The 11,667-nt window shown below is 74.7% G+C and carries 12 protein-coding genes and 2 pseudogenes; 9 read left to right on the forward strand and 5 right to left on the reverse strand.

What is annotated here, in order from left to right:
• The first annotated feature begins 94 nt into the window (after positions 1–94).
• Both BM385_RS00705 and BM385_RS00710 read left to right on the forward strand, forming a co-directional pair.
• Positions 95–337 carry a hypothetical protein gene (locus BM385_RS00705; protein WP_093841862.1) on the forward strand — a complete coding sequence of 81 codons (243 nt, stop codon included), beginning with the start codon at positions 95–97 and terminating at the stop codon, positions 335–337.
• Positions 334–708: a fic family toxin-antitoxin system, toxin component gene (locus tag BM385_RS00710; RefSeq protein WP_093841863.1), complete on the forward strand. Its 375-nt coding sequence runs from the start codon at positions 334–336 to the stop codon at positions 706–708. The genes BM385_RS00705 and BM385_RS00710 overlap by 4 nt, the downstream gene beginning before the upstream one ends.
• A gap of 60 nt (positions 709–768) precedes the next feature.
• Here the strand turns inward: BM385_RS00710 and BM385_RS00715 are convergent, their stop codons facing one another.
• Together BM385_RS00715 and BM385_RS00720 are read right to left on the reverse strand one after the other, a co-directional pair.
• Positions 769–1,617: an endo alpha-1,4 polygalactosaminidase gene (locus BM385_RS00715; protein WP_093841864.1), complete on the reverse strand. Its 849-nt coding sequence runs from the start codon at positions 1,615–1,617 to the stop codon at positions 769–771.
• An 11-nt stretch (positions 1,618–1,628) separates the two neighbouring features.
• Complete coding sequence (locus tag BM385_RS00720; protein WP_093842215.1) at positions 1,629–4,790, reverse strand: sacsin N-terminal ATP-binding-like domain-containing protein; 3,162 nt, start codon at positions 4,788–4,790, stop codon at positions 1,629–1,631.
• A gap of 81 nt (positions 4,791–4,871) precedes the next feature.
• Here BM385_RS00720 and BM385_RS00725 point away from each other — a divergent pair.
• Positions 4,872–5,123 (forward strand): annotated as a pseudogene (locus tag BM385_RS00725) (VOC family protein); the annotation flags it as partial.
• A 165-nt stretch (positions 5,124–5,288) separates the two neighbouring features.
• Positions 5,289–5,465: pseudogene (locus BM385_RS28110) on the forward strand (VOC family protein); the annotation flags it as partial.
• 17 nt (positions 5,466–5,482) lie between these two features.
• On the opposite strand, the gene BM385_RS00730 reads toward BM385_RS28110, so the two are convergent.
• Positions 5,483–6,334: a DUF3027 domain-containing protein gene (locus BM385_RS00730; RefSeq protein WP_019431693.1), complete on the reverse strand. Its 852-nt coding sequence runs from the start codon at positions 6,332–6,334 to the stop codon at positions 5,483–5,485.
• 228 nt (positions 6,335–6,562) lie between these two features.
• On the opposite strand from BM385_RS00730, the gene BM385_RS00735 reads away from it, so the two are divergent.
• The 4 genes from BM385_RS00735 to BM385_RS00750 are packed head-to-tail and all read left to right on the forward strand — an operon-like array spanning position 6,563 to position 10,156.
• Positions 6,563–7,975: an MFS transporter gene (locus BM385_RS00735; RefSeq protein WP_019431694.1), complete on the forward strand. Its 1,413-nt coding sequence runs from the start codon at positions 6,563–6,565 to the stop codon at positions 7,973–7,975.
• A 26-nt stretch (positions 7,976–8,001) separates the two neighbouring features.
• Positions 8,002–8,586 (forward strand): hypothetical protein, encoded by a 585-nt coding sequence (locus tag BM385_RS00740; RefSeq protein WP_139275126.1) that lies wholly within the window; start codon positions 8,002–8,004, stop codon positions 8,584–8,586.
• Positions 8,587–8,594: 8 nt separating this feature from the next.
• Positions 8,595–9,281 (forward strand): futalosine hydrolase, encoded by a 687-nt coding sequence (locus BM385_RS00745; RefSeq protein WP_019431696.1) that lies wholly within the window; start codon positions 8,595–8,597, stop codon positions 9,279–9,281.
• Positions 9,278–10,156 carry a 1,4-dihydroxy-6-naphtoate synthase gene (locus tag BM385_RS00750; RefSeq protein ID WP_093841865.1) on the forward strand — a complete coding sequence of 293 codons (879 nt, stop codon included), beginning with the start codon at positions 9,278–9,280 and terminating at the stop codon, positions 10,154–10,156. Before BM385_RS00745 ends, BM385_RS00750 begins: the two co-directional genes overlap by 4 nt.
• Here BM385_RS00750 and BM385_RS28115 read toward each other — a convergent pair.
• The gene (locus BM385_RS28115; RefSeq protein WP_019431698.1) at positions 10,141–10,524 is read right to left on the reverse strand and encodes a cold-shock protein; all 384 of its coding nucleotides are present in this window, start codon (positions 10,522–10,524) and stop codon (positions 10,141–10,143) included. The two genes, BM385_RS00750 and BM385_RS28115, sit on opposite strands and share 16 nt — an antisense overlap.
• A 250-nt stretch (positions 10,525–10,774) precedes the next feature.
• On the opposite strand from BM385_RS28115, the gene BM385_RS00760 reads away from it, so the two are divergent.
• Positions 10,775–11,038 carry a hypothetical protein gene (locus tag BM385_RS00760; protein WP_019431699.1) on the forward strand — a complete coding sequence of 88 codons (264 nt, stop codon included), beginning with the start codon at positions 10,775–10,777 and terminating at the stop codon, positions 11,036–11,038.
• Here BM385_RS00760 and BM385_RS00765 read toward each other — a convergent pair.
• Positions 11,014–11,631 carry an HAD family hydrolase gene (locus BM385_RS00765; RefSeq protein ID WP_026047070.1) on the reverse strand — a complete coding sequence of 206 codons (618 nt, stop codon included), beginning with the start codon at positions 11,629–11,631 and terminating at the stop codon, positions 11,014–11,016. The genes BM385_RS00760 and BM385_RS00765 overlap by 25 nt on opposite strands.
• Positions 11,632–11,667: the final 36 nt, after the last annotated feature.

Raw genomic sequence — 11,667 nt, forward strand, 5'->3', positions numbered from 1 at the left:
CCGCCCCACCCCACGGGCCCCCGCCGGCAGCGCACCGGCGGGGGCCCGTCGCGTACCGGGCGGCGCGCTGGTAACAGCTGTTACCATCGCGGGCATGGCGAAAGAACAGCTCGGGGCGCGCGTCGACGCCGACGTCGCCGACCTGGCCCGCAAGCGGGCCGCCGACCGGAACCTCTCCCTGGGTGACTACCTGGCCCAGCTCGTCCTGGAGGACGTGCACGGCATGCGGCAGCGGGCCATGACGGCCGCCGACCGGTTCATCGGGGAGTTCGGGGAACTGCTCGACGCGGCGGAGGACGCGCAGGCGGCGTCCGCGAAGGAGAACCGGGCCGCGTGAGCGTGCACATCGACGTCTCCTGGATCCTCCAGGTCGCCCAGCTGGCGGGCGCCGGCGACCCGGCCCCCGACGATCTCGGGGTTCCGGTGGCCGCGTGCGCCCGCCAGCAGGCCGAGTTGCTGGAGACCCCGGTGTACGGGGGCCCGTACCAGCGTGCCGCCGCCCTGGTGCACACCCTCGGCCGCTGCCGGTGGCTGGAGCGGTCCAACCTCACGGTCGCACTCGCGAGCGGCGTCATGTACCTGGAGGCTTCCGGGATTTCCGTCAAACCCACCCAGGACCACGTGACGGCGCTCCGCGACCTGCTCCTCGACCCCCGCTGCACGGCGGCCCAGGTCGCCACGGAACTCAAGGGCTGGCAGACGGCCTGAGCGAGGCCCCCGCCGGGGCGGGCCCGGCGGGGCCTTCGGGCGGGGCGGCGAGCGCGCCGCTCAGCAGGTTTCGCGCCAGGCGTCCAGGTCCCAGTTCTTCAGCATCGAGCTGAAGTTCAGCGGCTGCGTCACCGGGCAGAACTCGTCCGTCGTCAGCTCGTACTCGACGTGGAAGACCGCCTTGCCCGCCTCGATGAACGGGGCGACCTTGTGGCACTCGTTGTAGTACGCGCACTCCTCGTTGACCGCGAAGTCGAAGAGATCCACCAGCTCGGTGACCTGGTCCACGCCGTTCTTCAGGCCGACCGACAGGCCCCGCTCGTGCGCCAGGTCCGCGATCATCCGGTTGTAGGCCAGCTGGTCGTCCTTGGTCAGCGGGAAGCCGGAGTCATTGATGTAGGCGTCCATGTTGTCCGGCTCGATCGCGTCGAAGCCCTTCTCCGCGCACATGTCGAAGCGGGCCGCCATCAGCGGCTCCAGGACGTCCAGGGCGCGGATGTCCAGCCACTGCTCGCCCTCCCACTCGTCCAGCGGCGCGCCCAGCACCTCCTCGGGGAAGTCCCCGGCGTCCGGGCGCCAGTCCTCGAAGGAGCCGACACTGATGTAGCAGATCACCTTGCGGCCCTGCTCGTGCAGCCCGGAGACGACCGCTGCGGAGTTGTCGAACCCGTCGATGTCGTACACCGGGACGTCCACCGAGGTGTCCACGGTGCCGATCAGCTGCCACTGCCAGTCGGTGCCCGGCTCCGGCGTCCAGAACTCGGCCGTGCCGGAGGCGGCCTCCGTCCCGGCCGCGGCATCCGGCGGCGCCGCCCCGCGGTCCTCGGTCGCGGTCGCCGACGAGCAGGCGCCCAGCGTCAGCAGCGCGGCCGTGGACGCGGCCAGCACGGTCAGGGGGGTACGGGACATCCTGCGGCGCATCAGTCGAACCACCTCGCGGTCGCCAATTCCTCGGAACGGGACGGATCCTCCAGCAGGGCCGCGAGCTCGAAGCGGCGCTGCCACTGGCCGGTGGCCCAGGCGAGCCCCGCCGCCAGGCCCTCGACCGTGGCGGCGTGGACCCGGGCGTCCGCCCCGTCCCCGTCCTCCGCCGGGCAGCGCCACGTCACGTCCGTGCCGTCGATCACCAGTTCATTGTGTTCCACATAGGTGCGCGGTGTCCCGGGCCCCAGCAGTGATCGCGCCACGTCCGGCACCTCCCGCTCGGTGCCGCCCTCCGGTACGCCGGCGGTCAGCACCGCGCTCAACACGGGCACGTCCAGCACGGCCGCCAGCGCCGCCGCCCCGTCCGGCGGGACCGGCAGCAGCGCGCGCCCCGCCGCCAGCGGCAGCAGATCGGGCGCGTCGGCGACCGCCGCAGACTCGGCGGGCACCACCCGGGGCATCCCGTCCACCACCGCGCGCAGCGCGTCCGGCAGCGTCACCTCGTCCGGATCCAGCTCCGCCAGCAGGGCGTAGAGCCGCACCAGCCGGTCGGCCGTCACCTCGCGCTCCGGGTCGGCGAGCCGGGCCAGCAGCTCGGCGGCCCCGCCCGGCTCGGCGAGCAGCGCCCGCGCCGTGGTGCGCACGCCCAGCGCGCGCAGCACTTCCTCGTCGACGTCCGCGACCCGCGCCTCCTCGTAGAGGCCGGCCAGCAGCGGATCGGCGTCGGCCGCCCGCAGCCCCGCCGGGCGGCGGCCGTCCAGCACCGGGGCGCCGCGCAGCCACCAGGCGGTGTACGGGCGGGCCGTGGTGACGGTGCCGTCCGGCATCCGGATCTGGACGGGCGCGGTCAGCGCCTGCCGCCACGGCCGGCGCGCCAGCAGCGACAGCGCCTGCGGCCAGCGCGCCTCGTCGATCAGCTCCAGGTCGCGCACCCCGGTCAGCTCCAGGGCGACCGGCGGCAGCTCGGTGGGCGGCAGCCCGTCCAGGACGTCCTCGCACCACACGTCGATCGCGTCCAGCACCCCGGCGTCGTCCGGCTCGGGGTAGTCGGTGTCGCGCGGGTCGAGTTCGTCCGGGTCGAGCACCACGTCGGTGGCCCGGACCAGCACCAGGTCCGCCTGGACGCCGACCGCCGTCAGCGGCTGCTCGCCCCAGCGCGCGACCAGCTCGGGGTGGCAGGCGGCCAGCTCGCCCGGCCGGATCAGCTGCGCGAACACGCTGCCCGGGTACACCAGCTCGCCCGCCGGGGCGGGGGCGTCGTGCTCGTCGCGCAGCGCCAGCGCCGCCAGCCACGGCTCCTCGCCGGGCGCCAGCTCGGCGTCCCGCACCAGGGACAGGACCAGGTCGGCCAGTTCGACGGGGCTGAGCGCGTCGTCGTACCACACCTCCTGGTCGAAGGAGTCGGCGACCGCACCGCGCACCTGCGGGGTGGCCAGCACGGCGCGCGGGGTGGCCGGGTTGGCGCCCAGCTTCTCCAGCAGCGGGTGCGCGGCGTCCGGGTGGGTGATGCGCAGCCCGAGGCGGCCGAGCCCGGCCGCCTCGGTGCCCGGCACCGGCAGCAGGACGCGGCGCGGGCCCATCGTGGTGCGGCCGTCCGCCAGCGGCACCGGCAGCCCGGACAGCAGCTCCGGGTCGACGCCGGACAGCGAGTCGTACAGCCGCCACCACCACGACGGCGGGCGCTCCACGCCGGCCAGCCGGTCGATCATCTCGCCCAGCGGGACCCGGCTCACCTCCAGGATGCGCAGCTCCGCGCGGCGCTCCAGGCCGGCCGGCAGCAGGGTGGGGAACAGTTCGGCGAGGACGGCGACCGTGTCCGCGCCCGCCCGCTCCAGCAGTTCGGCCTGCTCGGGGCGGAGCGCCTGCGGCGCGTCCTCGTCCTCGGCCTTGCCGGCGGCCGTCGGCAGGAACGCGGTGGACGGCAGCCGCTCCAGCAGCAGTTCGCGCAGCGCCCCGTCCAGTTCGCCGCGGGCCAGCGGGCCGGGGACCAGGTCGAGGATGCCGGGGGTGACGGGGCGCCAGTCGGCGAGCAGCGAGGCGTAGAGGTCGGCGGCGCGGTGCAGCAGATGGTCCGTCAGCGGGCCGGGCGCGACATGGCGGCGGGTGGGTTCGAGCGGGAAGGTGGCGATGAGCAGCGCGGGCAGCCCCAGCGCCTCGTCGGTGGGGGTCGGCGCGTGCAGCACGGGCGGGCTGGCCGGCGGTACGGGGGCGCCCTCGGCGTCCACCGGCACGGCCCAGGTGACCGCCCAGCGCGGCCGGTGCCGTTCCTCCAGCGGCCGGTCGGCGAGCAGTTCGGGGGCGGCCTCGCCCTCGGCGGTGGCCACCCGCCAGCGGGTGGAGCGCACGGCGGAGCCGGCCGGCCCGGGCTCCTCGGTGATCTGGGTGTACGGGCCGAACCGGCGGTGGGTGAGGGTACGGGTGCCGCCGGGCGTCTCGACCGTCACCTCGGTGAGGGCGGGCAGCGCCAGCAGCAGCGTGTCGTCCACGGCGTCGAGCAGCCGGGTGACCAGGTCCTCGGCGGCGGCGTCGCGCAGCGGCAGCACCACGGCGGTGTCGTACCCCTCGGGCAGCCCCGCCGGCGGGTCGCCGGCGGGCAGCGGGAAGGGCAGCCGCAGCAGCGGTACGGCGTGCCGGCCGCCGGCCCGCTGTTCCAGTTCCGCGGTCAGCTCCGGGTGGTCGGCGGCAATCTCCCCGGCGAGCGCGGTGGCGTCGGCGAGGGACCAGCGCACCCCGCCGGCGGTGCTCACGATGGCGGGGGCGTCGCTCACCGCCAGCACGGCGGCGAAGCCGACGCCGAACCGGCCCACGGTGGCGGGCGCGGCGCTGTCCCGCTTGGCGGAGGCGCGCAGCGTGGACAGCGAGGCAACGCCGGCGGCGTCCAGCGGGTCGCCGGTGTTGGCGGCCACCAGTACGCCGTCCCGCAGGGCGAGCCGCAGCCGGCCGGGGCCGCCGGAGCGGGCGGCGGCGTCGGCCGCGTTCTGCGCGAGCTCGACCACCACCCGGTCGCGGTAGCCGCCCCGGGCCAGGTCCTCCTCGGCGTTGGCGTCCTCCCGGAACCGCGCCGGGGACGTACTCCAGGCGCTCAGTACGGCGCGCCGCAGCCGCTCGGTCTCGAACGGGTCCTCGTGGTTGGTCACGGGGGTGACAGTACCGGGCACCGCCGACACGCCGGGGCGCAGTCCGGGAGGCCGCGGGTAAACCCGTGGTCACCGGCCCGTGCCCGGCCGAGGATGGGCGGCATGACATCCCACATCGTGAACATCGCGGTCGACTGCGCCGACGCGTACGGGCTGGCGCGCTTCTGGAGCGAGGTCACCGGGCATCCGCTGCACCCGGAGGACCGGCCGGGCGATCCGGAGGTGCGGGTGCTGCTGCCGGAGGGTCCCATCCTGCACTTCAACCAGGTGCCGGAGCCCAAGACCGTCAAGAACCGGCTGCATCTGTGTCTGCGCCCGGAGACCTCCCGGGAGGAGGAGACGGAGCGGCTGCTGGCGCTAGGCCGTGTCTTTCGGATCTTCGCGGGGCCGCGCCGCCAGCTACGGCACCTCGCTGCGTTGTCGCATCTCGCGAGTACAACCCGGTACGAGCGAGATCCTCCGCCTTGCGATGCACCGCATCCGACGACGCGGCCTGATCCACGAAGATCCAAAAGACACGGCCTGGGCGCCACCGAGGTCGCCGATCTGCGGAACCCGGACGGTACGGGGTGGCGGGTGCTGGCCGACCCGGAGGGGAACGAGCTGTGCGTGCTGCGTGGGAAGCGCGATCTGGCGGCGGCCGAGGAGCCGGCTCCGGAGGGGTGGCCGGCGGCGGACGGGCCCGCCGCCGGCTGAGCCGCCGGTCCGCGGGGTTACAGCGGGTCGGGGCTCACGTGGTCGATCACCGGCTGCGGCGGGGGCGGCGGGGTGGGGACCCGGGCCGCCTCCGAGTGGGCGCCGCAGCCGTAGTCCAGGGCCACCACATGGCCGTCCGCCGGGGAGAACTCGTTGCCGCACACGCCGAAGGAGCGGCGCAGCGAGCCCGCGACCGGCACCAGGAAGCCGCAGGTGACGCAGGAGGCGGGCGCGGACTGGGCCATGGGGGTGCGCGGCCCGTACTGCTCCTCCCAGCGTTCGGCGGCCTCGCTCAGGCCGAGCCGGGACAGCACCCGGGGGCGGGTCAGGCCCAGTTCGCCGGCCACCGCGGCGATGGTGGCCCGGTCCGGTACGGCGCCGGCGGCGTCCGCGCCGGTCACGGCCGCGGCCTCCGGGCCCGCCTCGTCGGCGGCCGGCTCCCCGGCCTCCGCCGGGGCGGTGACCGGACCGGTCGCCTCCTCCTCCACGGCGTCCGGGACGTAGCCGGGCTCCAGGCGCGGGTCGTCGGGCTCGGACGGCAGCAGGTCGCCGGGGCCGAGGTCGCCCGGCCGCAGCCGCTCGCTCCACGGCACCCAGTCGGGCGCGAGCAGCGAGGACGGTCCCGGGGTGAGGGCGACCTCGTCCACCGTGACGTTCTTCGCCCGCGACGCGCGGGCCACCGTCACCGACCAGCGCCAGCCCCGGTAGCCGGGGTCCTGGCTCTCGAAGAGATGGGTGACCAGGCGGTCGCCTTCGGCCACCGCCCCCAGATAGGCTCCGATCGGCTGCGGACGGGCCGCTTCCACCGCCGCGTCGCGGGCCAGTTCCACGGCCTCCGCGCACAGCCGGTCGGGGGTACGGCTTCGCATCCCGGCACTCACAAGAATCGACCCTCCTACGCCGTTGATCGGTGCGGGCGCCTGAAGGCGGACGGAGCTGACGGAGCGGGCCCGGAACGAATGGCCGGCCGCTGCGACGTCGTACTGTTCGAGACTAGGCGCACCGTCTGACCACGCTACCGCACGGGTTACACCCGGGGCGCGTGGGCCGCGAGCCGGGGTGCACGGGGACGCTCAGGCCGTAGGCTGCTGATCGTGGTGGGTGCCAGCACCTCGGATGCCAAGAGCGCGACCGGATCCGGCTCCGGTCGTGTCGCGCGCGCGGGCCGGGCGACGGCCCGTGCCCTGCGCCGCCCGCCGGCGGCCCTGGCGCGCCGGGTGCGGCGGGCCACGCACGCGCAGGGGGCGGGCGAGTCGGGGCTCGGCAAGCTCATCGAACTGCACGCCGTGCACTCGGCCGGCGACATGCTCATCACGATGGCCCTGGCCTCCACCATTTTCTTCTCCGTCCCCACCGGCGAGGCCCGGGGACGGGTGGCGCTGTACCTGGCGGTCACCATGGCGCCGTTCGTGCTGCTGGCGCCGGTGATCGGCCCGCTGCTCGACCGGGTGCCGCACGGGCGGCGCGCGGCGATGGCGGCGGCGCTGCTGGCCCGGGGGTGCCTGGCGCTGGTGATCGCGGGCGCCATCGCGTCCGGGGCGAGTCTGGAGCTGTATCCGGCGGCGCTGGGCGTGATGGTGGCGTCCAAGGCGTACAACATCGTGCGGGCCGCGGTGGTGCCGCGCCTCTTGCCGGACCAGATCTCGCTGGTGAAGGCGAACGCCCGGATCACGCTCACCGGGCTGATCTCGGCGGGGGCGGCGGCGCCGCTGGGGCTCGGGCTGAACGCGCTGGGCGAGCGCTATCCGCTGTACGCGGCGTTCGTGATCACGGTGGCGGGCGCGGTGATGTCGTTCCGGCTGCCGCACAAGGTGGATCTGGCGCGCGGCGAGCGGACCGTCCACATCGAGGAGCTGGCGCGCTCCCGCGCGGAGCGGGCGGAGCGCACGAAGGAGCAGAGCCGGGGCCGCAAGCTGATGGCGGTGGGGATGGACACCCCGGTGCTGAAGGCGCTGATCGCGAACTCCTCGCTGCGGGTGCTCACCGGGTTTCTGCTGTTCTTCCTGGCGTTCCTGCTGCGCGAGCACGGGCTGTCGGGGCTCTCCCCCGCGTTCTCGCTGGCCATGGTGGGGCTGGCGGCCGGGGCGGGCAACGCGCTGGGCAATCTGCTGGGCTCCTGGCTGCGGGACCGGGCGCCCGAGGCGATCCTGGTGATGATGATGGTGCTGGCGCTGGCCTCCTCGGTGGCGGCGGTGGTGGCGTACGGGGCGGCGACGGTGACGGCGGTCAGCGCGGTGGCAGGAATCTGCCAGGCGATGGGCAAACTGTCGCTGGACGCGATCATTCAGCGCGATGTCCCGGAAGTAGTGCGTACCTCCACATTCGCCCGTTCCGAGACGGTGGTCCAGATGGCCTGGGTGTTCGGCGGGGCCATCGCGATGGCGCTGCCGCTGAACGGCACCCTGGGGATGGCCGTCGCGGCGGCCGTCGTGGTGGCCGGGATGATCCCCACGATGGGCAGCCTGCTGTCCACCGCCCGGCGCGGCTCCCCGCACCCGCGCGTCAGGTGACCGGGGCTGCCCGGTAATCTGCCCGCATGACTGCGATCTCCACGAGCCGGGGCCGACGGGCCATTCGTACCGCTGCCACCGTCGGCGCCGTGTCGCTGGGCCTCGTCGTCCTGTCGGCCTGTGAGAAGCCCACGCCCAACGCGCACTTCACGCTCGGCAGCTCGACCACCTCCCCCGAGGCGGCCGGCGACTGCTACGGGCACGGGGAGACGCTGGGCGCGGAGCAGGCGGAGCAGTGCCTGACGGCGGCCACCGACGTGCCGGTCTTCGACTACCGGACCGGCGACGAGTTCCGGATCGGCGTGGACCCGAAGGTCGCCGACTCCGGCTGGCTGCTCTTCGTCAACGACAACCCGCTGGAGTACCAGCGCTTCACCAGCACCTACCGCACGCTCTCCGGCGACCTGCTGTGGTCGCTGTCGCAGAACGCGGTGCAGCAGTCCGGCGACGGCACGCTGCGGATCTCGGTCGCCGAGGTGACCGAGGACTTCAGCCTGGACAAGCTGACGGAGATCGCGCAGACCGAGGGCCAGCAGGCGGTGCAGACCGCCCTGTACGACAGCGTCAAGGGCGTGTGGAACGCCGAGCTGTCCCCGGCCGACGAGGACTGAGTCCGCCGGTGCCGCATCCGCGCGTCCTCGTGGTGACCGCCGTGGCGGCCGAGCGGGACGCGGTGGTACGGGCGGCGGGTGCCGCCGGTGACCACCGCACCGTGCTGGCCGCCGGGGCGGGCCCGGCCGCAGCCGCCGCCGCGACGGCGTTCGCGCTGGCGGACGCCGCCCACCGGCCGTACGACCTGGTGATCTCCGCCGGCATCGGCGGCGGCTTCGCCCCGCACGCCGGGCCCGGCGACACCGTGGTGGCCTCCCGGATCGTCGCCGCCGACCTCGGCGCGCAGACGCCGGGCGAGGCGGACGGCTTCACCGACCTGGGCGCCCTGGGCTTCGGGGTGGCCGCGCACACGCCGGACGAGGCGCTGTCCACGGCCGTCGCCGCCGCGCTGGGCGCGGTGCGCGCCCCGGTGCTCACCGTCTCCACCGCGACCGGCACCGCCGGGCGCGCCGCCGAGCTGACCCGCCGCCACCCGGGCGCCGCCGCCGAGGCGATGGAGGGCTTCGGGGTGGCCGAGGCCGCCGCGCGGGCGGGCGTACCGGTGCTGGAGATCCGTACCGTCTCCAACGCGGTCGGGCCGCGCGACCGGGCCGCCTGGCGGATCGGGGAGGCGCTGGCGGCGCTCACCGAGGCGTTTGCCAGGATGGAACCGGTCCTGACCGCCCGGCCGGGAGAACGGAGCACCGCACCATGACGGACACCCTGACCCTGCGGCACTCCCCCTGCCCGAACGACACCTTCGTCTTCCACGCCTGGTCGCACGGGCTGCTGCCCGGCGCGCCGCCGGTCACGGTGGACTTCGCCGACATCGACATCACCAACGCCCTCGCCGAGCGCGGCGAGGGCGAGCTGCTGAAGGTGTCGTACGCGGTCCTGCCGTGGGTGCTGGAGGAGTACGCGCTGCTGTCCTGCGGCGGGGCGCTGGGCCGCGGCTGCGGTCCGCTGGTGCTCACCCGCGAGCCCGGCACCTCGCTGGCGGGCCGGACGGTGGCGGTGCCCAGCGAGCGCTCCACCGCCTATCTGCTGTTCCGGCTGTGGGCGGCGGCGAGCGTCCCGGCGCCGGGCATCGGCGAGATCCGGGTGCTGCCGTTCCACGAGATCATGCCGGCCGTACGGGACGGGGTGGTGGACGCGGGCCTGGTCATCCACGAGGCCCGGTTCACGTACCAGGGGTACGGGCTGCACAAGCTGGCGGACCTGGGCGAGTTCTGGGAGTCCACCACCGGGCACCCGATCCCGCTCGGCGCCATCATCGGCAAGCGCTCCCTCGGCGCGGAGCGGCTGACGGCCGTCGCCGACGCCATCCGCGCCTCGGTGCGGCGGGCGTGGCAGGATCCGGCCGCCTCCCGGGAGTACGTCCTGGCGCACGCCCAGGAGATGGACCCGGCGGTGGCGGACCAGCACATCGCGCTGTACGTCAACGACTTCACGGCCGACCTCGGCACGGCCGGCCACGCGGCGGTACGGGAGCTGCTGACCCGGGCGGCCGGGCAGGGGCTGGTACCGCCGGTGGCGGAGGAACTGCTGCTGCCGGTGGAAGCCGCCGGCCGGGCTCAGACGTCGAGCTGATCGGCGACCGCGCGCAGCATGCCGGCGATCTTGCGGCCGTGCTCCTTGTCGGGGTACCGGCCGCGCTCCAGCTGCTGGGTGACGTTCTCCAGCAAGGTCGTCAGGTCCTGCACGATCGAGGCCAGCTCATCGGGCTTGCGGCGCTGCTGCGCGGCGACCGACGGCACCGGGTCCAGGACGACCACGGACAGCGCCTGGTCACCCCGCTGCCCCGCGACCACGCCGAACTCGACGCGCTGCCCGGGCTTGAGGCTGTCGACGCCACTGGGCAGGGCGGAGGAATGGACGAAGACGTCAGCGCCGTCGTCGCGGGAGAGGAAGCCGAAGCCCTTCTCGCTGTTGAACCACTTCACCTTGCCGGTAGGCACGTGTCCTCGTCCTCGCACTCGTCCACTACGAACATCACCAGAAGCAATACCGCGCGATACAGCAATACGGCGGGCCCCGGGGGACCCGCTGCTCCAAGGCTAATCGCCCGTGCGCCCCTGGCAAGAGGCCATCGGCGCACGTCCCCCGACGGACACCGCGCCGTGCCATCGTGTCCATGCTCGCACCCTTTGCGATCAAGGTGAATGGCTTTTCTTGCCAGAAGGCCGGTGGACACTTCACCCTGGAGGGGTGAGCGGCACCGATGACAACACCCTCGATCGTGGGGATCTGCTGGTACGGATCGGCGGCGTGGTTTTCGCCGTGGGCGCGGTAGCGACCCTGATCACCTTCATTCCCCTGTTCGCCGGAACGGAACCCTTCCCCACCGCGGCGTACGCGGTCTCCATGCTGATGGGGGTAGGGTTCGCCATCGCCGGCGCCGGGCTGCTGCGCTCGGTGGCCCAGCAGCGCCGCCGGGACCGGGCCGCTCAGTCGGCGTCCGCGGCTCCGTAATCGCGGAGCCAGCCGGGGAAGTGGGTGAGGTCCGGCAGGACGGTGCCCGCCCCGGCCGCCGACAGTTCGGCGGCGTCGCAGGGCCCGGTGGCCACGGCCACCGCGTGCGCCCCGGCCGCCGCCGCGCCCCGTACGTCACCGACGTGGTCGCCCACGTACACGGTCGCGGCGTGTTCGCGCAGCGCGACGGCCTTCTGCTCGGCCCACAGCGAGCCGATGACGGCGTCGGGCCGCAGCCCGAGGGCGTCCAGGTGGAGCAGGGCGTTGGGCTCGTACTTCGCGGTGACGACGACGGCCCGGCCGCCGTGCGCGTGCACGGCGGCGATGGCCTCGGCGGCGCCCGGCATGGCGGGGGTGGGGCCGATGGCGTACTCCTCGTACATGGCGCGGTAGCGGTCGGCGGCCTCGCCGATGTGCTCGGCGGGGAACCAGTGCGCCAGCTCGACCTCCAGCGGCGGCCCGAGCCGGGTGACGGCGAGCGCGGCGTCGATCGCGACGCCCGTCTCGGCCGCCAGCGCCTCGTAGGTGGCGCGGATGCCGGGGCGGGAGTCGATGAGCGTCATGTCGAGGTCGAATCCAACGGTCAGTGCCATGGCCCCAGTGTGCAGGGCGGCGGCGCGCGGCGAAGT

Origin of the sequence: Streptomyces harbinensis (genome assembly GCF_900116145.1) — a bacterium.
Lineage (GTDB): Bacteria > Actinomycetota > Actinomycetes > Streptomycetales > Streptomycetaceae > Streptomyces > Streptomyces carpaticus.